Raw genomic sequence first — 20,141 nt, 5'->3', positions numbered from 1 at the left:
CTACCCGCCGGCCCCCTCGACACCCCGCTCGCCGCCGGCTCCGCCGGTGCGCTCGAGCACCGTGCGGTAGCCGTCCTCGCCGTAGTTGAGCGCCTTGCTGACGCGCGAGATCGTGGTCGCCGAGGCCCCGGTCGCCTCGCGGATCTCGGCGTAGTGCTCGCCGGCGGCGAGCATGCGTGCCACCGCCAGTCTCTGGGCCATGTCCCGGATCTCGCGCACGGTGCACACGTCCACCAGGAACGCGTAGACCTCGTCGGGCTCGCGGAGGGTCAGGAACGCCTCGATCAGCGCGTCTACGTCGGGTGTCCTGAGGCGGTCCGACCCCATCCCGGCGCGTCCCTCCCGGTCTCGTGCGTGCCCAAGATGCTGTGGCCAGGATAGCACGCGTGTCCGACATGCTGTGCCCGTGAGGTGACGGACGGCGGCCTGTACGCGACGGGCGCGGAACGCCGTGCCGGACCCGCTACGGGAGCGCCGCCGGCGGGTGGCAGTTCATGCACAGGTCGTCGCCCGTCTCCACGAGGAGCCTGGCGTTGACGGTCTCGTGCGGGAAGTTCTGGAAGCGCGGGTTGGCCGTGGAGACCTCGGGGTCGTCAGGGCGTCCGTCCACGTTCTGCTCCCAGAGTTCTCCCGTGTTCGGCGTCGCGACCGAGCCGTCCGCCGACAGCGAACCGGCGCTCCGGGTGTCCTCGTGGCACTGCTGGCAGATCGGAGCGCGCCCCTCCTGCAGCGGCGTGCGCGGATACGGCATCAGGAAGGCGCGGTTCGACTGAGCCCAGTAGAGGTCGAACTCCGGCCAGTTGTCGATCGCGGCGAGCGGCCCCAGCACCGTCTCACCCGTCGGACCGCCCGGAGCCAGCACCGGCAGGCGCTCGTAGACGTACGCGTCGCCGCCGGCGGTCGCGGATGACTCGACGGGATGGTTGTGCACCGCCCCGGCCGAGCCGCGGCCCTCATGGCAGCCCAGGCACCAGTCCGACCCGTACTCATCCACCGGAGCCGGGGCTCCACCGGGCCGGCGGCGAAGCAGCCGCGGCGTCTTGTACTGCGCCATGTTCTCGCTGCGCGCGCGCTCACCGGTGAAGGCGGCCACCAGGTCCGAGCCGTGGGGGCTGTGGCAATCGGTGCAGATCAGGTTCCCCGTGGACGTCTCGCGGAACGTACGGGTGGCCGAGCCGCCCGTCGTCGCATCCCCTCCGGGGATCACGCTCGTCGCCGAGTAGCGATGGCCGCCCGCGGGCGGCTGCCCCGTCCGCGCCGCGATCGTACCGTAGACGCCTTGCCCACCCGTGCCGTCATGGCAGGTGAAGCAGGTTGCGACGACCGAAGCCCCCGGAAGCAGCTTCACGCCGTCCTCGGGAGCGGCATGGACCGAGTGGCATATCCGGCACTTGTTCGTGGAGCGGCCGTACGCGCCGTGCGGGCCGCTGGGCTGGAAGACGCTGCCGTGACACTCGCTGATGCAGTACTGCTCGGATCCGTCGGTCTTGCCGGTCTCGTCGAAGGCGGATGCCGAGGACAGCCACGCCGTCGTAGCGGCGAACACCATCGCGGCGATGACAGCCGCCGCAAGCCGTGCCTTCGTCACTGGCGCTCCACCGGGTTGATCAGCGAACCGAGACCTTCGATCCGCACCTCGACGCTGTCGCCGTCGCGGATCGGACCTATCCCCCCCGGCGTGCCTGTGAGTACCACGTCACCGGGAAGCAAGGTCATCACGTGCGACGCGAAGGCCACGATCTCGGCCGGCGTCCGTATCATATCGGACGTCCTGGCGCTCTGTCTCCTCTCGCCGTTCACGAAGCACTCCACCGCGACGTCGGACGGGTCGAGCTCCGTGTCCGCCCACGGCCCCAGCGGACAGAACGTGTCGAAGCCCTTCGCCCGCGTCCACTGACCGTCGAGGCGCTGGATGTCGCGAGCCGTGACGTCGTTGGCGCACGTGTAGCCGAGGATGCAGCGCGCGGCCTCGTCCGGGCTCACGCGGTGGGTGCGCCGGCCGATCACGGCGGCGAGCTCGGCCTCGTGGTCGACCCTGCCCACTTCCTCGGGAAGCACGATGTCCGCGCCCGGTCCCACCACCGAGGTCGCAGGCTTCAGGAAGATCACCGGCTCCTCGGGCAGCGGCACGCCGAGCTCCTCGGCGTGAGAGCGGTAGTTGAGACCGACGCAGACGACCTTGGTCGCCACCACCGGAGCGAGCAGCCTGGCGTCGGCCAGCTCCAGCTCGCCGTCGGGCTCCCAGGCCGCGAACGGCTCGTCGGAGATGAGCGTCACGGTCTCCTCGTCGGCCAGGCCGTACCGCACGTCCCCGTCGACGAACACGCGCACCAGTCGCATCTCGCCCCCAGAATCCTTCATGTCGGTTCACACAACGATTCGCTGCATACGCATCGTGTCCTGCCCAGCCGGTTCGTCCGACACGGGCGCGGCTTCGTGCATCGCCGTTTCGGCGGGCATGCAACATGGGTGGTGTTGCATACCAGTTTCAGGCAGCAAGGAACTGGTTCGCGACGGGCGAGTGGGAGGCGGACTACGTAGAGCAGGGAACGGAGGTCAGAGCGGTACCGGACGCAGCCCCCTAGCCCTTCTCGGGCTCCCTCGGGTGGCTCAGCCCGTAGTCGACGGAGTCGACCAGCGCCTCCCAGGAGGCCTCGATGATGTTCTCGGACAACCCGACCGTCCCCCAGCTCTTCTCGCGGTCGGTCGACTCGATGAGCACGCGGGTGACCGCGGCGGTGCCCTTCTTCTCGTCGAGCACGCGCACCTTGTAGTCGGTCAGCTCGATGGAAGCGAGCTCGGGGTAGAAGCGCTCGATCGCCAGCCGCAGAGCGCGGTCCAGCGCGTTGACCGGACCGTTGCCCTCGGCCGTCGCTATGTAGCGATGGCCGCCCACGTGCAGCTTGATGGTCGCCTCGGTCATCACGCGGCCGTCCTCGCGCTTCTCCATGATGCAGCGGAAGCTCTCCAGCGTGAAGAAGGGCTGGTAGGTACCGAGCTCCTTGCGCAGCATCACCTCGAGCGTGCCGTCGGCGGCCTCGAAGCTGTAGCCCCGATGCTCGAGCTCCTTGATGCGGTCGAGCACCCGGCCGACGGTCTCGGCGTCGCCCTCCACGTCGATGCCGAGCTCGGCGGCCTTCATCGACAGGCTCGCGCGACCCGCGAGCTCGCTCACGACCACGCGCGCGAGGTTGCCCACCGCGCTCGGATCCGCATGCTCGTACGCTTCGGGCAGGCGCGCGGCGGCCGCGGCGTGCACGCCGCCCTTGTGGGCGAAGGCGCTCGCGCCGACGTAGGGCTGGTGCGGGTCGGGGCTGATGTTGGCGACCTCGGCGACGAAGTGACTGACCTCGGTGAGCAGCTTCAGCCTCTCGCGCCCGATCACCCGGCGGCCCATCTTCAGCTCGAGCGCGGGGATGATCGCGGTGAGGTCGGCGTTGCCCGCCCGCTCGCCGTATCCGTTCATGGTGCCCTGCACGTGCACGCATCCCGCATCTACCGCCACCAGCGAGTTGGCGACGGCGCAGCCCGCGTCGTCGTGCGCGTGCATCCCGAGCGGCACGCGCAGGCCCTCTACATCGAGACGCTCGCGCACCTCCGCCACGATCCCGGTCACCTCGTGCGGCAGCGTCCCGCCGTTGGTGTCGCACAGCACCACGACCTCGGCGCCCGACTGCGCGGCGGCGCGGCAGACCTCCATCGCGTAGCCGGCGTCGTGCTTGTAGCCGTCGAAGAAGTGCTCCGCGTCGAAGAAGACGGTGCGCCCGGCGGCCTTGAGGTGGTCGACGCTGTCGGCGACCATGCGCACGTTCTCCTCCAGGGTCGCGCGCAGCGTCTCGGTCACGTGCACCGTCCACGCCTTGCCGAAGACGCACACGGCGGGCGTGCCGACGTCCAGCAGCGCGCGCAGCATCGGGTCGTCCTCGGGAGAGTTGCTCTTGTGGCGCGTGGCCCCGAACGCCGTCAGCACGGCGGTGCTCAACTCCAGCTCGTCGCGCGCGCGCTCGAAGAACTCCATGTCCTTGGGGTTGCTTCCCGGGAAGCCGCCCTCGACGAACTGGACGCCGAGGTCGTCCAGCCTCCGGCATATGCGCAGCTTGTCCTCGGCGGACAGCGAGAGGTTCTCGCGCTGCGTGCCGTCGCGCAACGTCGTGTCGTAGACGGTCACCGGCACCCGCTCGGGCCCTCCCGCAGCCGGGGCGGCCCGGGGCCCTCTCGCTTCCTCGCTCACCGGACCTCCCTGTAGACGCGCTCGAGCCACTCGTCGTAACCCGGCTCCATGCCGCGAACGACACGGAAGTACGTGAGCTGCAGGTCGGAGGTCACCGGCCCGGGCTCGCCGCCGCCGATGACGCGGCCGTCGACCTCGCTCACCGGCACCACCTCGGCGGCCGTGCCGGTCATGAAGACCTCGTCGGCCTGGTACAGGTCCGTGCGCACCATGGAGCGCTCGACGACCTCGTAGCCCTTGTCGCGCGCGATGCGCATCACGGAGTCGCGCGTGATGCCCTCCAGTATGCCGTCGGAGACGGGCGGCGTCGCCACCACGCCGTCGCGCACGATGAAGAGGTTCTCGCCCGTGCCCTCGCAGACGTGCCCCACCTCGTTCAGCAGGATCGCCTCCTCGTAGCCGTGCTCGATCGACTCGAGCCGCGCGAGCGAGGAGTTGAGGTAGTTGCCGGTGGACTTGATGGCCGGGGGGAGCGCGTTGACCCCGCGCTGGCGCCACGACGACACGCCCACCTTCACCCCCGCGTTGCCGAGGAAGGGCTCCCACGGCCACGCCGCAACCATGACCTGCACGGGACACGGGGTCGGGTCCAGACCCATCGCGCCGTAGCCGCGGAACGCGAGCGGCCGGACGTAGCAGGAATCCAATCCGTTGACACGGATCGTCTCCTTGACGGCTTCCACGGTCTGCTCCACGGAGTGGTCCGGACACATGTACAGCATCTTCGCGGAGCGCTCGAAACGGCGCATGTGCTCGGTGAGGCGGAAGACCGACGGGCCGTCCTCGGTGGCGTAGCAGCGGATGCCCTCGAAGACGCCGGAGCCGTAGTGCAGCGCGTGCGTGAGCACGTGGACCTTGGCGTCGTCCCAGGGAACGAACGACCCGTCGATCCAGATCCTGTCCACCTTCGGCAGCGCCATCTCCAGCCCTTTCTCACCGTCGCGGCTCCGCGCGCCCAGCCCCGACCCCTACACCCGCTCCGCCACCAGGTCGCCCATGCGCGTAGTGCCCACCAGCTCCCTGCCTTCCTCCATGATGTCCTTCGTGCGGAAGCCGTCCGCGAGCACGCGCTCGACGGCCTCCTCCACCGCGGCGGCCTCGCGCTCCAGGCCGAACGAGTATCGCAGCATCAGCACCGCGGACAGGATCGTCGCCGTGGGGTTCACGACGTCCATCCCAGTGTACTTCGGCGCGCTGCCGTGGCTGGGCTCGTACAGACCCGGCCCGTCACCGAGCGACGCTGAGGCCAGCATCCCCAGGGAGCCGGACAGCATCGAGGCCTCGTCGGAGAGGATGTCGCCGAACATGTTCGAGGTCACGACCACGTCGAACTGCCGCGGGTTCTTCACGATCTGCATGGCGCAGTTGTCGACCAGCAGATCCCACATCTCGACGTCCGGGTACTCGGCGACCGTCCTGTGGGCCACCTCGCGCCACAGGCGGGAGGACTCGAGCACGTTGGCCTTGTCCACCGAGCACACGTTGGCGGTCTTGCGCGCCCGAGCGAGCTCGCAGGCCTTGCGCACGATGCGCTCGACCTCGAACGCGTGGTACTCCTCGGTGTCGTAGGCCATCTCTCCGACGCGCTCGCGCTTGCCGAAGTAGATGCCGCCGGTCAGCTCGCGGACGATCATGATGTCCACGCCCCGGATGACGTCGGGCTTGACGGTGGAGCTGTCGATGAGCGCGTCGAAGATCCTCACGGGCCGCAGGTTCGCGTACAGCCCGAGGGCCTTCCGGATGCCGAGGAGCCCCTGCTCCGGCCGCACGCCCTCGGGGTCGGTCGTGTCCCACTTCGGGCCTCCGATGGCTCCCAGCAGGACCGCGTCGCCGGCCTCGCATGCCGCCAGGGTATCGTCGGGAAGCGGCGAGCCGGTGGCGTCGATGGCCGCGCCGCCGATGAGCGCCTCCGTGTACTCGAAGGTGTGACCGAATCCCGAACCGACGGCGTCGAGGACCTTGACGGCCTCCCTCGTGATGTCCGGCCCGATCCCGTCCCCCGGCAGCACCGCGATCCTGAACTCTCCCACGTGGGCGCCCTCTCTCCTCGGCTTGTCCGACGATGACCTGCGGTGGCGAGGATTCTAGCACGACGGGGGCGGCCCAGGACGCGCTGCGGACGAGGCGCAGGGGTGCGTACGGCTCGCCGCGGAGCTTCCGCTCGGCGCTCCGCCGGTCTCGCTCGGCCTACCGCGCCGCCTGAGGCGAGTACCCCGCCTGTGCGAGCGCCTCGGAGATGGCGCCCTCGTTCGTCGCCGAGGGGTCGAAGGCGATCTCCATGAGCATCGTCGCGGAGTGAAGCGACGCGTGCGCCACGCCCGGCACGGCACCCAGCGCGGCGAACATGTTCGGAGCCTCGACCTCCGGCGGGCATTCGCACGGGATCGTCAGATGGAAACGCGCCGACGAGTCGCCCGAGGCGGTGCTGATCCGCTGGGTGAGCACGCCGTTCTCGTTGGTCATGACGCCGACCGCGGGTCCACCACCGGCGCCGGTGCCGGCGTAAGCGGCCACCGCGATCACCACGACCGCCGCCGCCGCGATGACCAGCTTCGGGGACAGGCGGGCCGGCGCGTCGGCGGGCCTCGCGCGGTCCTCGGCGATCCCGGCGGGCTCCTCTTCGGCGCCGGCGGCACCAGGGGCATCATCCAGGCCGTCGGCCGGCTCGGAGCCGTCCTCCTCGGCCGGCCGCCGCTTCAAGCGCCGCAGCGCGAGCGCGAGGGCGGGCGCGCCCACGGCGATGCCGACGACCGCCAGGGGCAGCAGCGAGCCTCCTCCATCTCCGGAGGGCGCGGCCGGCGGCGGCGCCGGGGCGCCCGGCGGAACGAAGGTCACGGCGAGCTCCAGCTTCTCGCCGGCCTTCACGTCGTCGCGCTCGAAGTAGTAGTACGTCGTCCCCTCCTGACCGGCCGTCTCGACGCCCTCGGTGACGGAGCCGACCCGCGCGCCGGCCGGCAGGGCAACGGCGACCCGCGCGACGCCGAGTCCTTCGGGAACCTCGTAGGAGACGGCGGCGGTCACTGCGTCGCCCTCGCGCGTGACCGCCGAGTCGGCTGCGACCTCGACCTGCGCGGTGCGGGCGCGCGTGAGCGTCAGCGTGACCAGGTCGTAGGACTCGCCGCGGCGCACGGAGGGGTCCGCTTCGACGTCGTCTTCGAGCCCGCCGCCGAAGACCTCGCCCGCCCACAGCACCTCGCTCCCGGCGGGCACGCGCAGCGACACCTCCGCGGGCAGCGTGGCGTCCTGGGGCAGGGTCCCGGATACGAGCAGTATGGGCCGGCCCCCGCCCGTGTGGGCGAGCAGCCGCACTTCGAGTCCGGCGACGGGCACCGCGGCCAGCGCCGGCGAGACGGCGGCGAGCGAGAGCAGCGCCGTCGAGACGGCCGCCAGCGCGAGGCGCGGCGTCAGGCGGGACGAGCGGGAACGGGACATCTTCGACCTCCAGGAAGGGAGCGGGGCACGGAAGGGGTGCGGCCCGCTCAGATCCTGAGGCGAAGGGGGGCGGAGGGGCTCGGCGGCGACGCGACGCGAAGTCGGGCTTCGGACGCGCCCTCCCCGCAGCGATCGCCGCGCGGTTCGCGGACGGCCGGCTCGGAGCCGGCTTTCTGGACAGGGCAACAGGGGTCGGCGTCCGGCCGGTGGCGTCCCTCACACTCGCATCCGTGCACGGGCTCCGCGTGCGCGGCGAAGCCGCCCGCGAGGCCGAGGCCCAACGCGAGCCCGAGAGCGGCTATGAGGATCGCGGCCCCGCGGAACCGGGGGCGCGGCGTCGTCAGGGACATCGGAACCTCCGCCGGCAACGGGTGCAAGCAGCGTACCAGCACCGTCGCGGCTACGCGAGGCAGCGTGCTGGTCCCGCTGACGGGTACGGCCCTGGCTGGAAGGGGCTCATCGTTCGAGGATCTGCGCCGCTCAGACGCGGAAGCTCGTCGGACCCGCCGACCTCCGTGCCCTGAATGACGACATCAAGCACGACGGATGGGACCATCTTCCCGGTCGTTGGTGTAGAGGTGTAGGGAGCATCTGTCCCTCGAGCGAGGGACAGCGTCACGCCGCATCCACGTCCCTCTGATCGTCGGCCTCCATGACTCTCTCAGCGGCCTTCTCGTCAACGTGCGGAACGAGGAGCCGGTACAGACGACGACCGAGGCGGACAAGCCGTTCGCGTAGGGCGAACACGAGCGGTCGATAGTAGAAGCCTTGTCTGTCGCCCCTGAGGAACGCCTTCGCGTGGTGACGAATGCTCCACCAACTGGTGTAGAACTCCATGTTCGCAACGCGCTGCAGGTCCATCAGCTCCTCACGCGTCACGCCGGGCAACTCGACGACCGCGTTCCCGTGGCGGGTGTACTGCGACCAGTCGTCCGAGAGGATATGGAACAACTGCTTGAGACTCGGATCCTCCAATACTCTTGTTCCAGGATATGGCGTGAAGATATTGAACGAAGCCCTGTCGATCTTGAGGCGCTTGGCGAACTCGATAGTCTCCCTGATGCTGCTCTTGTCGTCGCCGGGAAGTCCGATGACGAAAGAGCCTCTCGTTTCGAACCCCCCGGCCCTGAGCCTCTCGAAGGCAGCATCGATAGTCGCCAGGCTCATGCTCTTACGCATGAGGTCGAGGACCCGCTGGCTTCCGGACTCTACGCCCAAGGAGACCTGAACGCACCCGGCCGCACGCATCTTGACAAGCATCTCGTCTCGTATCGAGTCAGCGCGGGCAAGACATTGCCAAGGCACATCGAGTCCTTCTTCGACCATTCCCTCACATATGGCCATCATGCGCGTCGCATCGATCGTTACATTCTCATCCACGAAGTACAGCCATTCCACCCCGCATTCATGCAGGAGCAAGGCGATCTCGTCTAACACCCTTCTGACGCTCTTGTAGCGCACACGGCGACCGAACATGGGATAACAGAAGGCGCAGTCGTACGGGCAGCCTCGGGACGTCTGAACCGTCCCGCACATCTTCATCCCAGACCGAGAGCAGGGAACCATGTACGCCTTCGGCTCGACTAGATGCCAGGCAGGCAGCGGCAGAGTGTCCAGGTCGGGGATCGGGTCTCGACAGGCGTTATGGGTCACGACCCCGCCCTCCCGGTACGAAAGGCCTTCTACCCCCTCCACCGATCGAGACGCCGCCAACCTCTCGACCAATTCAACGAGCGTGCGCTCTCCTTCACCGCGCACTGTGTAGTCGATGTGAGGACTGCTCGCGAGAACCTCCTCGGCGCACACGGTTGCATGAGGGCCTCCGAGAACCGTCGGAAGCCCCAGCTCGCTCTTCACGCTGCCGAGTATGCGACTTGCGATGTGGAACTCAGGCGTCGTGCTGCTGCAGCCGACAAAGTCAGCGCCGAAGCTGCTGGCACGGTCCACCACGCCGGGTGCGTCGAGCCGTTCCGCTTCGCAGTCGACGATCGAGACGTCGTGTCCGGCGGATTCGAGTACCGCTCCCAGGGTCATCAACCCCATCGGCGGGAAGACCATACGTTGTTTCGACTCGCGCGTGAGGAGCCTGTATACGGTTCCGTACCCCGGCCGCGCTAGTAGGACTCTCATACGTGCCCCTTCTAGCCCTCATGCCAGTCCGGTTGTGGTTCATATGCACGTTACTACATATGGACAGCGATGTACTGGTCCAGCAGCAAGTGCGACAGCATCTGCGGTCGTTGACCCTTCTTCCGGCGCCCTGAGGCTTGCGCACTCCTTGATGCGGGGGATGTACTCCTCGGTCTCGCACGATATGCAGATGGTAGCGCTCGGTCTCGATCCACCAGACAGCCGATATTCGAAATCGCCGAGGAAGAGGCGGCAGTGGATCGAGCCGTTGCCGACGCCCCGCGCTCCCCTACCCCGCGACCTTCTCGCGCACGGCCTCGATGAGTCCGCCCTTCTCGATGATCGCCTTGATGAAGGGCGGGAAGGGCTGCGCGCGGTACGTCTCGCCGGTGGTCTCGTTGGTGATGGTCCCGGCGTCGGCGTCCACGGTGACCTCGTCGCCCGCCGCTATGCCATCGACCGCCTCCGGCGACTCCATGATGGGCAGGCCTGTGTTGATGGCGTTGCGGTAGAAGATGCGCGCGAAGCTCTTGGCGACCACCACCGAGACGCCGGCGGCCTTGATCGAGATGGGGGCATGCTCGCGCGAGGAGCCGCAGCCGAAGTTCTCCTCGGCCACCAGGATGTCGCCGGGCAGCACCTTGCCGGAGAAGCCCGCGTCCAGGTCCTCGAGGCAGTGGCGCGCGAGCTCGGTGGGATCCGAGGTGTTCAGGTAGCGCGCGGGGATGATGACGTCGGTGTCGACGTCGCGTCCGTAGCGGTGCGCGGTGCCGGTGAAGCGCATGCCGGGTCCCTTCCGGTGCCGACCTTCCCGCCGCATCGGCGGTGCGGGGATTCTAGCACGACGGCCGGGCGAGAGGGCGCGTCGCGACTCGCGCGCGACGACGCGGAGGACCGCGCCGTCCCCGCCCACCGCCCCCTACGCCGCCCCGCGCGGCTGCTCGACGCGCGACGCCTCCCGCTGCTGTGCCAGAGACCTCCGGCGCGTGGCGAACGCCGGGTCGAGGCGGTCGATGACCTCGAGTACGTCGGCCTTCGAGGCATCGAGCGCCGCGGCGACGATCTCGCCGATGCGCCCGGTGCACGCCGTGTCGCACAGCGGCGGTGAGACGACGCGCAGTATCTTCTCCCGCCCCGTGGGCTCGAGCTCCTCGTGCTCGTGCACGAGCGACTCGTGGAGCTTCTCGCCCGGGCGGAGCCCGACGAACTCGATGTCGGCCGGCACGCCGGAGAGCGCGACCATCTTGCGCGCCAGGTCGAGTATCCTCACGGGCTCGCCCATGTCGAGCACGAAGACGTCCCCGTCCCGGCCGATGGCCTGCGCTTGCAGCACGAGCCGCGCCGCCTCGGGGATGGTCATGAAGTAGCGTGTGGCCTCGCGGTCCGTGACGGTGAGCGGACCGCCTCGCCGGAGCTGCTCCTCGAAGATCGGGACGACGCTGCCTCTGCTGCCGAGCACGTTGCCGAACCGCACGGCCACCGCGAGCGCGCCGCCCTCGCCGCTCGCGGAGAGCATCACCTCCTCGGCGAGGTGCTTCGTGTACCCCATGACGTTGGCCGGAGCCACCGCCTTGTCGGTGGAGACGAGCACGAACCGCTCGACGCCGTGCCGCCGGCACGCCTCGACCACGCGCTGCGTGCCCAGGACGTTGGTCTTGACCGCCTCGGCCGGCTCGACCTCCATGACGGGCACGTGCTTGTACGCGGCTGCGTGCAGCACCACCGCGGGGCGGTGCTCGGCGAACACGGCGTCCAGCTTGGCCTCGTCCCGGATGTCGCAGACGGACATGACCGAGGCGCCCGGCCGCCGCTCCTCCAGCTCGAGCCACAGCTCGTACAGGCGCGTCTCGTCGACCTCGAGCAGCAGCAGCCGCGCCGGTCCGGTCTCAAGGATCTGCCGGCACAACTCCGCTCCGATCGAGCCGGCCGCGCCGGTGACGCCGACCACCCTGCCGGCGAGCGTGTCGGCGACCCGGGCGACGTCGATCGGGGTCGGCTCCCTCCCGAGGAGGTCCTCCACCTCGACCTTGCGGAGGTCCGTAAGGCTGACGGAGCCCTTCTGCACCACGAGCTGGGGCATGACGCGCGTCTTCACTCCGGCGTCGGCAGCCGCGTTCAGGATCGCCCGCACGCGCTCCTGAGGAGCTCCCGGGAGCGCCACGAGCACCTCGTCGGCCTCCGAGCGGCGGACCATCTCGGCGAGCCGGGAGGTCGGGCCGATGACAGCGACGCCGTCGATCGTCCTGCCATGGAGATCCCGGTCGTCGTCGAGGAAGCCGACCACGGACAGGCCGAGGTGCGGCCGGGACTGGATATCCCGGAGCAGGAGGCAGCCGGCGCTCCCCGCTCCGATGATGAGGACCCGCAGCGCGTCGCGCGGGCGGACGCGCCGGACGTGCAGCGCGAAACGCACCGCGAGCCGGATGCCGGCGATGCCGAAGAGCACCAGCAGCGCCTGGATGAACAGCACGCCCAGGGGGACCGGCCGCATCCCCCCGACCTCGGGGGCGATCAGGTCGGCGGCCGAGAGTCCGGCGAACCCGACGAGCGTCACCGCGCCTACGCGCAGCAAGGCGTCGACGCCGACGTAGCGCAGCACCACGCGGTAGAGCCCGAACGCCGCCGTCAGGCCGAGATAGACCACCAGCGCCGCGGCTGCCGCCAGCGGCATCCGCCGCGCGAACTCGTAGGGCACGACGCCCTCGAAGCGGGCGTAGTAGGCGAGCAGCGTCGCGACCACGATCGCGGAGGCGTCGAGCGCGAGCAGCACCATCTGCCACAACCGGCGCGTCCCTCGGATCCGCAGCATCCACGCCGTCAGCACGTTCATGCCGAGGCCTCCCCCATGACCCTGGCGACCGCGGCGATGACGTCGTCCACATCCTCGGGCTCGATAGTGGGGTGCACGAGGAACGCCAGCTGCGTGTCGTGCAGCTCGGCGGCCACCGGCAGGCGCTCCCTCGGCCCGAGGCCGGCCGCGGCGAAGGCGGCCTCGCGGTAGATCTCGGCGCAGGTACCGTACTGGCACGGCACGCCCTCGGCGGCGACGGCCGCCGCGACCCTGTCGCGGTCCCACCCGGCGGCGAGCTCATCGGGAACGACGTAGGCGTACAGGCGGTAGAAGGCGTGGCGGACGTCCCGGGCGGGAAGCGGCACGCGAAGTGCCGGCAGGCCGGAGATGCCCTCGGCGAGCCGGAGTGCGTTCCTGCGGCGGAGCGCGCTCCAGTCGTGCAGCTTGCGCAGGCCCACGCGCCCGAGCGCGCCCTCCAGCTCGCCCAGGCGCCAGTTGGTGCCGAAGGTGTCCACCAGCCAGCGGAACGAGACGCCGCCGCGTTCGTAGGCCGGCTCGCTGACCTTGCGTAGGGACTTGCCGTGATCCTTGTACGCCCAGGCGCGCTCGTGGGCGGCTTCGTCGTCGAGCAGCAGCATGCCACCCTCGCCGGTCGGCAGGATCTTGTCCTGGCAGAACGAGAAGGCGGCCGCGTCGCCGACGGCCCCGACCGGGCGCCCGCGATACGACGCGCCGTGGGACTGCGCACAGTCCTCGATCACGACCAGCCCGCGCTCCTCGGCGAGCGCCTTGAGAGGCCCCATGTCGGCGGGCCACCCGCCCACGTGCACGGGGAGGAGCGCGCGGGTGCGTTCGGTGAGCGCCCCGCGGACCGCGTCGGCGGCCAGGTTCCCGCTCTCGCGGTCGACGTCGGCGACCACCGGCTTCGCGCCCGCCGCGACCACGGCGCTGGCCGTGGCGATGAACGTCCGCGCGGGCACTACGACCTCGTCGCCGGCCCCGATACCGAACGCGCGCAGCGCGAGCTCGAGCGCGACGGTCCCGTTCGCGACGGCGATCGCGTACCCTCGCCCGAGAGCCTCGGCGTACTCGCGCTCGAAGGAACGCACCTCCTCGCCCGTCCAGTAGCTCAGCCGACCCGAGCGCAGCACCGCCTCCGCGGCCGCGATCTCCTCCCGTCCCGGCGAGGGCCAGGGCGGCATCGGACGCGTCCGCACCGGCGCGCCTCCCTCTATGGCGAGCACGGGGGACACGCTACTCGACCAGCCGCAGGACTCGGGCGGGCACGCCGGCGCAGACGCACCGCGGGGGCAGGTCGCCGGTGACCGCCGCCCCGGCGCCGACGACACTCCACTCCCCCACGCTCGCGCCGGGCACGACGCTCGCGCCCGCGCCGAGAAGGACGCCCTCGCCGAGGACCGTCTCACCGCAGAGGTTCGCGCCGGGTCCGACCAGCGTGTGCGCGCCCACGACGCAGTCGTGGTCCACGCTGCAGCCCGTGTTGAGTATCGCGTTCTCGCCGATGCCGGCGTTCACGTTCACGACCACGCCCGCCGCCAGGAAGCTCCCGGCGCCGACCTCGACGTTCCCGCCGAGGATGGCCGAGGGATGGACGACGGTGACGGGCACGAGACCGCGGGCGCGGTGCTCCTCGAACGCGGCGCGCCGGCGCCCGTTGTCACCGACCGCCACGACGAAGCCGTCGGCCTCGACGCCGGACGCGTCGTGCGTCACCGGGTGCCCCAGCACCGCGTCGGGGTCCCCGGGCCGGCCGATGACGCCGGCGATCTCCCAGCCCGCCGTGCGCGCGGCGTCGATCACGCTGCGGGCGTGCCCGCCCGCTCCGAACACCAGCAGCCTCACGACGCCTCCTCGCCCGCTCCGTCCCGCGGCGCCACCGTCGCGGGCACGCCGGGGTCGAACGGCTCCATGGTGGCGACGCCTTCACCCGAGACGCCCTGTCGCTTCAGCACGGAACCGATCGTCCTGAGGAGGATGCGCGCGTCGAGCGCGGCCGAGCGGTTGTCCACGTACCACACGTCCATCGCGAGCCGCTCTTCCCACGGGAGCTCGTTGCGCCCGTTCACCTGGGCCCAGCCCGTGATCCCGGGCCGGACCTCGTGGCGCCTGGCCTGCTGCTCAGTATACCTGCCCAGGTACTCCGGCAGCAGCGGCCGAGGACCTACGATGCTCATGTCGCCCTTGAGCACGTTCACGAGCTCCGGGATCTCGTCCAGCGACCAGGCCCGCAGGCGCGCCCCGAAGGGCGTGAGGCGGACGGCGTCGGTGGCGACGGCGGAGACCGCGTCGGGGGCGGCGGCGCCGGCCCGCATCGTGCGGAACTTGTAGATGCGGAAGATGCGGCCGCCGCGACCCGGGCGCTCCTGGACGAACAGCACGGGGCTTCCGAGCTTGGCGCGCACCACGAGCGCGACGGCGGCCAGCAGCGGAGACAGCAGGACCAGCGCGACGGCCGACGCCACGACGTCGACGCCGCGCTTCACCGGGTCGTACCCGCTATGAGAGCGCTTCACGATACAGCTCCTCGTAGGCCGCCAGCACCCGCTCGAGCGAGAACTCCGCGCACGCGCGCTCGCGCGCCGCCTCGCCGGCCCGCCGCACCGCCTCGCGGTCCTCGGCCGCCCGGACGATCGCGGAGGCGAGGTCCGCCGGGTCGTGCTTGTCCACGACCCAACCCGCGTCGCCGATGGCGTCCGCGATGCCGCGCGTGTCCGTGCCTATCGCTAGCGTCCCGCATGCCATCGCCTCCAGCAGCGAGCGAGGCAGGCCTTCGCGCTCCGAGACCAGCATGAACGCATCGGCTGCGGCGAGGATCCGCGGTACGTCCCGGCGGTAGCCGAGGAAACGGGTACGCTCGGCGAGCCCGAGACGCTCCGCCTGCTCGCGGATCTCACGCTGAAGTGGACCCTCGCCGACGAACACGGCGATCACGCGCGGATCGTCGGCGCGCGCGAGCGCCTCGAGCGCGAAGGCGTGGCGCTTCACCGGCGCCATCTCGGCGACCATTGCGAGCATGAGCGCGTCGGGCGCGACGCCGAGCTCCGCGCGCAGGGCCCCGGTCTCACCCGGGCTCGCCGCGTCCGGGCGGAAGCGCTGCGTGTCCACGCCGATCCCCGGTATGTTGCGCACACGCTCCGGGGCGATGCCGCCGAGGGCGAGCGCCGCCTCGTGGTCCTCGGCGTTGATGGTGACCAGGTAGTCGGTCCAGGGCGCGGCGACCCGCTCGAGCGCGCGGAAGGCGGCGTGCTGCAGGGCCGGCTGTCCCCGGTAGAAGTGGAAGCCGTGGGCCGTGTAGATGACGACGGGTCCGCCGGGCCGCCGGTGGACGCGGCGAAGCGCGTAGCGGGTCACGAACGCCGCCACGGGCGTGTGCACGTGCACGATGTCATAGCGATTCTCCGTGACGATGCGGCGCACCTCGCGCGTCGTCCCGAGAAGGTTGGACGGCGCCAGCGGATCACGGCTCCACGCCACGTCGAAACGCTCGTCGAAGGCGTCCGCGATGCGCTCGTCGCGCGTCGCGCCGTTGGCGAGCGCGTCGACGCGCCAACCGCGCGAGCGGAAGCGCCCGGCGAAGGGCACCAGGAACGCCTCGAGCGTGATGGGGACGGTCGTGACGAAGAGTGCGGAGGGGGTCGGACCGCCGCCCGCGTGCCGCGATCGCCCGGAATCGTCGCTTACGCCCACGTCCGCCTCACGCGACGTCCTCGGAAGGCGGACCGGAGCCGGACGAGTGACGGGCGCCGTCCTCCATAGCGTCCTCGAACTCGCCCTCCCTGATCAACCGCCGAACGTAGTCCGCGGTCTCCTTACCTCCCGGGGACGAGAGAACGCTCATGGAGAACGCCTGAACGAGCATCTGAAAGCCGACCACCAGAGGCAGTACGGCGACCATGACGGTCCCTGTCGTGGCAGCATGGCCCGTCGTGACGGACTTCCACCAGTGATAAGAACCGAACGCGACGCCGAACAGACTCAGTGCATCTCCACCGAGAGTGAGCATGCCGACAGCACCGAAGTCCGTCACGAGATGCTTCCGCCAGAACCGCCTGGCACCGGCGAGCACCAGGCGCGGAGGGAACGTGGCCGCCACGCGCCGGATGCTGACCCCCGAGACCTCCTGGCCGTACCTGGTCGTCGTCGGAACGTCCACGACACGGGCGTTCAACCCGTTGAGCTTGATGAGCATCGCGTTCTCGAAGAAGTAATCATCGGGGAGGTCGTCGAGGTCGAGCAAGCGCAGGAAGGTCGCCGAAACCACCGTGAACCCGCACTGCGGATCGTAGACGTGCCAGTATCCGCTGGACGCCTTGGTCAGGAAGGACAGGACCGTGTTTCCGAAGCCGCGCTGCCGGGGCATGCTCGCCGCTGCCTTGCTGAAGTAGAAACGGTTGCCCTTCGTGTAGTCGGCGACGCCGAGGACTAGGGGGCGGACCAGTCGGGTGAGTTCGCGCGTGCACATCTGACCGTCGGCATCGATCTTACCGATCAGGTCCCAGCCCTCTTCCAGGACGGCGCGGTACCCCGTGCGCATCGCCGCGCCTACCCCGCGGTTACGCTCATGCCTGATGAGCCGTACGCGCTCGTCGTGCAGGCCGGCGACCACGTCGGCGGTGCCGTCGGTGCTTCCGTCGTCCACCACGGCGATCCGGTCGACCCAGGAGGGCACGGATCCGATCACGCCGCGGATGTGGGCCCGCTCGTTGTGAGCCGGCATGACCAGGGCCAGGGTCATGTCGCCAAGAGGTGTGGTCACGGAAGGTCACCTTGCCTGTCTGCGCTGCCCTCGTCGCTACGCGACGAGCCTACCATGGCGGCCCCTCCAGGACTCACGATGCCGCGATCAGGAACGCCCCCGCGAGGACCAGTGCGATACCGAGGAGACGCGCCGCGCTCAGGTGATCTCCGAAGACCAGCCACCCTGAGAGGGCGACGACGACATACGACAACCCCAGGAGTGGGTAGCTCCACGACAGCTCGGTCGCGGACAGAACCCGCATCCATACCAGCACCGAGCACGCGAAGAGAACCAGGCCCAGCCAGACGTGCCAGCTGCCGAACGAGATGCGGGCGAACTCGAGTAGGTCGTCGGCCTTCCCCGCGCCTTGCCGATCCAGACCGGCCTTCAGAAGGGTCTGCCCTCCCGAACTGAGCACGACGGACACGACCACGAGAGCGACTGAGCGTGCGATGTCGTTCATCGGCACTCCTGCTGGTGCGAGCGGGTCCTGGATGGCCATAGTCGGCGCTGGATCAGACGCATCGGGAGCAAGCCAGAACTCCCGAAGGGTTCGGACCTAGTCTACAACGCCGACGAGGACGTGTGAGTCTACGATGCCACTCGACTCGGTCCAACGCGCTATCCGGGACTCCCGCTCCCGGCAGCGACCTCCTCGGCGAGTCTGTCGACGTCCGTGTTGTCCGGCAGCCACTCCTGCAGCCTCCGGACCACCGACGACGCCTCGCCGTCGCGCCCCAACCTACTCAGCGACCGTGCATACACGATGCCTGCCTCGGCGTAACGGTGGTCCACGTCCCAGACTGCCTCGAGAGTGGCGGCAGCGGCAGCATAGTCGCCCAGGTTGTACTCCGAGAACGCTTTGAGGTAGGCGGCTTCGGCGCTGACCGGATAGACCTCGAGCGCTCGCTCGGACGCTGCCACGGCCCTTCGGATCACCGCCGGACCCTGAGAGAGACCTGCGTTGGACAAGTAGAACGCCTTCAGCGCGTGGCCGGCGTACTCGTGCGGGTCCCGGTCCACCAGTTCGCCGATCCGGCGCTCCGCTGCCAGCGCCGCTGCCTCGGCGGAGGGCGAGCCGGCCTCGAGTGCGGCGAGCGCCACCGTCGCCTGCGCCAGTGCCGCTTGATACCGCGCTTCGGGGTGCCACGGGGCGATCCGCGCAGCGTCGGCCGCCAGAGTGGCCTTATCGGGCGAGATATGGGCTTGCCGCAAGCGGATGTCGGCCGCGATCGTCATCGTGGCGACAGCGAGCGCCACGACGGAGAATCCGGTCGCCGCACAGGCCAGTGCCCGCCTCGCGTGCAGCGATGGCACGACTTCTCGCGACCTGGGAGAGACCAGCACCCCTGCAGCCACGCCTGCCATCGCCATCGCGGCCGCGGTGTTGGTTCCGAAGAACTGTGCGACAGTGAGCCCGGCGAGAGCCGACCACCAGCCCGCATAGAGCATACGCTGCCGTTTCGCCCCCCTTGCGAACGCCGGCTTCGCTGCACCGGCAAGGACCGACGCGAGCAGAGCGCTCGCCGCAAGCGCTGCCGGGACGCCGACGGTAGCGGCGAGGAGCAGCAACGTGTTGTGGGGATCATCGGTGACACTGCCGAGACCGCTCAGCGCTACCGACGCCTGAGAACGGATCCCATACCATCCGAGCCTGTAGGAATCCGGTCCGGTGCCGAAGAACGGGCGATCCGCGATGACGGCGAGGGCATCGCGCCACAGGACCAACCGCCCGCCTCCTGCAGTCGACGCATCGGCGATGTCCGCCATGCGCGACACGATGCGGCCGCCGAAAGCGACGACGACCACGATGGCTCCGGCACCTGACCGGATCAGGACCCGCCGGACCACCTCTCGATCCACGCCCGACCTCGCGACCGCGATACCGAGTACCACCACCCCGGCCGCGGCCCCGAGCCACGCTCCGCGTGTCAGCGTCCCGATGAGGACGAAGGAAGTCAGCCCCGACGCCGCCCATGCGGCGGCCCGTGCCCTCGGGTCGCCTTCCGAGAGCGCCAGGCCCGCGGCCAGGACCGCTGGGACCACGAGGTAGCTGCCCGTGGCGTCCGGGTTGCCGAGCAGCGAGGCGCCCCGGTCGAGCATCCATCCCGGAACCCCCGTGATGTCCAGAGGTTGGAGCCCGAGCATCTCGAGCAGGGCGACCCCCGCGACGAGCACGCCACCGAGAGTCGCCGACCAGGACAGATGTCTGAGCCGCTCGCGCGTCGTCACCGACTGCACGATGAGCGCGAACAGCGCTCCGGTGAGGAGGAACGCCAACAGACCGATGGAGTGGTAGTGCCCGCCGAAGAAGGCCATCTCCGGACTGAGAGCGGTGGCGGTCGAGACCGACGCCAAAGCGAGGAAGGTAAGGAGCAGCCAGCCCGACGGAACGGATCGCAACGCGACACGGCGCCGCGCCGTAGCCGCTGCCCACATCAAGGCGGATGCGGAGACCAGAAGCGCGAAGACGAACAGCTTGGGGATCGGGACGAAGCTGTACGTCAACGAAGGCAGGCCCGTGAAGGGTAGCTTCCCCACGACGGCGGGGACCAGGGCCGGTACGGCCAGGATCGCGTACCAAGCGAGTCGTTGTTCGAGACACGCGGGGCGTCGAGGAGCCGGCTGTGCGGTCAAAGCGGTCTCCGAATGCCAGCCATCACAATCAGAGGCAGGCTATCACCCGCGCTCGCACTCGCACCAGCGGCCAGGCGTTCGAGTTGCCGGCAACGCGAGGAGCCGATCGCCACCTCGTTGTCGCTGCCCTCGATCATGATCGAGCAATCCCGAACGCGGGC

General features: G+C 70.0%; 17 protein-coding genes. All 17 read right to left on the bottom strand.

All coding sequences use genetic code 11. From position 1 onward, the window contains the following. The 17 genes from IBX62_07765 to IBX62_07685 all read right to left on the bottom strand — a co-directional run bounded on the left by IBX62_07765 (position 1) and on the right by IBX62_07685 (position 19,980). Positions 1 to 327, bottom strand: coding sequence for a hypothetical protein (locus IBX62_07765; GenBank protein ID MBE0476975.1), 327 nt, complete (start codon positions 325 to 327; stop codon positions 1 to 3). A 136-nt stretch (positions 328 to 463) separates the two neighbouring features. Further along, a complete protein-coding gene (locus IBX62_07760; protein MBE0476974.1) occupies positions 464 to 1,588 on the bottom strand; it encodes a hypothetical protein in 1,125 nt (374 codons plus the stop codon). Then, positions 1,585 to 2,340: a fumarylacetoacetate hydrolase family protein gene (locus IBX62_07755; protein ID MBE0476973.1), complete on the bottom strand. Its 756-nt coding sequence runs from the start codon at positions 2,338 to 2,340 to the stop codon at positions 1,585 to 1,587. The genes IBX62_07760 and IBX62_07755 overlap by 4 nt, the downstream gene beginning before the upstream one ends. Positions 2,341 to 2,581: 241 nt before the next feature. Next, complete coding sequence (locus IBX62_07750) at positions 2,582 to 4,261, bottom strand: citramalate synthase (GenBank protein ID MBE0476972.1); 1,680 nt, start codon at positions 4,259 to 4,261, stop codon at positions 2,582 to 2,584. Beyond that, entirely contained in the window at positions 4,228 to 5,151 is a 924-nt protein-coding gene (locus tag IBX62_07745; GenBank protein MBE0476971.1) for a branched-chain amino acid transaminase, read from the bottom strand. The genes IBX62_07750 and IBX62_07745 overlap by 34 nt, the downstream gene beginning before the upstream one ends. A gap of 48 nt (positions 5,152 to 5,199) precedes the next feature. Next, positions 5,200 to 6,261: a 3-isopropylmalate dehydrogenase gene (gene leuB / locus IBX62_07740; protein MBE0476970.1), complete on the bottom strand. Its 1,062-nt coding sequence runs from the start codon at positions 6,259 to 6,261 to the stop codon at positions 5,200 to 5,202. A gap of 157 nt (positions 6,262 to 6,418) precedes the next feature. Next, positions 6,419 to 7,663 carry a hypothetical protein gene (locus IBX62_07735; GenBank protein ID MBE0476969.1) on the bottom strand — a complete coding sequence of 415 codons (1,245 nt, stop codon included), beginning with the start codon at positions 7,661 to 7,663 and terminating at the stop codon, positions 6,419 to 6,421. 615 nt (positions 7,664 to 8,278) lie between these two features. Continuing rightward, positions 8,279 to 9,793: a cobalamin B12-binding domain-containing protein gene (locus IBX62_07730; GenBank protein ID MBE0476968.1), complete on the bottom strand. Its 1,515-nt coding sequence runs from the start codon at positions 9,791 to 9,793 to the stop codon at positions 8,279 to 8,281. A gap of 289 nt (positions 9,794 to 10,082) precedes the next feature. Then, entirely contained in the window at positions 10,083 to 10,577 is a 495-nt protein-coding gene (locus IBX62_07725) for a 3-isopropylmalate dehydratase small subunit (GenBank protein MBE0476967.1), read from the bottom strand. Positions 10,578 to 10,712: 135 nt separating this feature from the next. Beyond that, positions 10,713 to 12,623, bottom strand: a complete 1,911-nt coding sequence (locus IBX62_07720; protein ID MBE0476966.1) for a polysaccharide biosynthesis protein — start codon at positions 12,621 to 12,623, stop codon at positions 10,713 to 10,715. Beyond that, complete coding sequence (locus tag IBX62_07715; protein ID MBE0476965.1) at positions 12,620 to 13,786, bottom strand: DegT/DnrJ/EryC1/StrS aminotransferase family protein; 1,167 nt, start codon at positions 13,784 to 13,786, stop codon at positions 12,620 to 12,622. The genes IBX62_07720 and IBX62_07715 overlap by 4 nt, the downstream gene beginning before the upstream one ends. A gap of 52 nt (positions 13,787 to 13,838) precedes the next feature. Beyond that, entirely contained in the window at positions 13,839 to 14,447 is a 609-nt protein-coding gene (locus tag IBX62_07710) for an acetyltransferase (protein ID MBE0476964.1), read from the bottom strand. After that, entirely contained in the window at positions 14,444 to 15,088 is a 645-nt protein-coding gene (locus IBX62_07705; GenBank protein MBE0476963.1) for a sugar transferase, read from the bottom strand. The genes IBX62_07710 and IBX62_07705 overlap by 4 nt, the downstream gene beginning before the upstream one ends. A 13-nt stretch (positions 15,089 to 15,101) precedes the next feature. After that, on the bottom strand, positions 15,102 to 16,292 hold the full coding sequence (locus IBX62_07700; protein ID MBE0476962.1) for a glycosyltransferase family 4 protein: 1,191 nt from the start codon (positions 16,290 to 16,292) through the stop codon (positions 15,102 to 15,104). 7 nt (positions 16,293 to 16,299) lie between these two features. Further along, positions 16,300 to 17,361: a glycosyltransferase family 2 protein gene (locus IBX62_07695; protein ID MBE0476961.1), complete on the bottom strand. Its 1,062-nt coding sequence runs from the start codon at positions 17,359 to 17,361 to the stop codon at positions 16,300 to 16,302. 73 nt (positions 17,362 to 17,434) lie between these two features. Then, positions 17,435 to 17,806: a 4-amino-4-deoxy-L-arabinose transferase gene (locus tag IBX62_07690; GenBank protein MBE0476960.1), complete on the bottom strand. Its 372-nt coding sequence runs from the start codon at positions 17,804 to 17,806 to the stop codon at positions 17,435 to 17,437. A 158-nt stretch (positions 17,807 to 17,964) separates the two neighbouring features. Next, positions 17,965 to 19,980, bottom strand: coding sequence for an O-antigen ligase family protein (locus IBX62_07685; GenBank protein ID MBE0476959.1), 2,016 nt, complete (start codon positions 19,978 to 19,980; stop codon positions 17,965 to 17,967). Positions 19,981 to 20,141 lie beyond the last annotated feature (161 nt).

Source organism: Coriobacteriia bacterium (genome assembly GCA_014859305.1).
Lineage (GTDB): Bacteria > Actinomycetota > Coriobacteriia > Anaerosomatales > Kmv31 > Kmv31.
Note: the sequence above shows the minus strand (reverse complement) of the source record. Positions and strands in the feature narration are given on the sequence as shown.

Bases quoted from the DNA above. Each gene is read 5' to 3' on its own strand.
- IBX62_07765 (MBE0476975.1), bottom strand. From the start codon at position 327: ATGGGGTCGGACCGCCTCAGGACACCCGACGTAGACGCGCTGATCGAG.
- IBX62_07755 (MBE0476973.1), bottom strand. From the start codon at position 2,340: ATGCGACTGGTGCGCGTGTTCGTCGACGGGGACGTGCGGTACGGCCTG.
- IBX62_07745 (MBE0476971.1), bottom strand. From the start codon at position 5,151: ATGGCGCTGCCGAAGGTGGACAGGATCTGGATCGACGGGTCGTTCGTT.
- IBX62_07735 (MBE0476969.1), bottom strand. From the start codon at position 7,663: ATGTCCCGTTCCCGCTCGTCCCGCCTGACGCCGCGCCTCGCGCTGGCG.
- IBX62_07730 (MBE0476968.1), bottom strand. From the start codon at position 9,793: ATGAGAGTCCTACTAGCGCGGCCGGGGTACGGAACCGTATACAGGCTC.
- IBX62_07725 (MBE0476967.1), bottom strand. From the start codon at position 10,577: ATGCGCTTCACCGGCACCGCGCACCGCTACGGACGCGACGTCGACACC.
- IBX62_07720 (MBE0476966.1), bottom strand. From the start codon at position 12,623: ATGAACGTGCTGACGGCGTGGATGCTGCGGATCCGAGGGACGCGCCGG.
- IBX62_07715 (MBE0476965.1), bottom strand. From the start codon at position 13,786: ATGCCGCCCTGGCCCTCGCCGGGACGGGAGGAGATCGCGGCCGCGGAG.
- IBX62_07690 (MBE0476960.1), bottom strand. From the start codon at position 17,806: ATGAACGACATCGCACGCTCAGTCGCTCTCGTGGTCGTGTCCGTCGTG.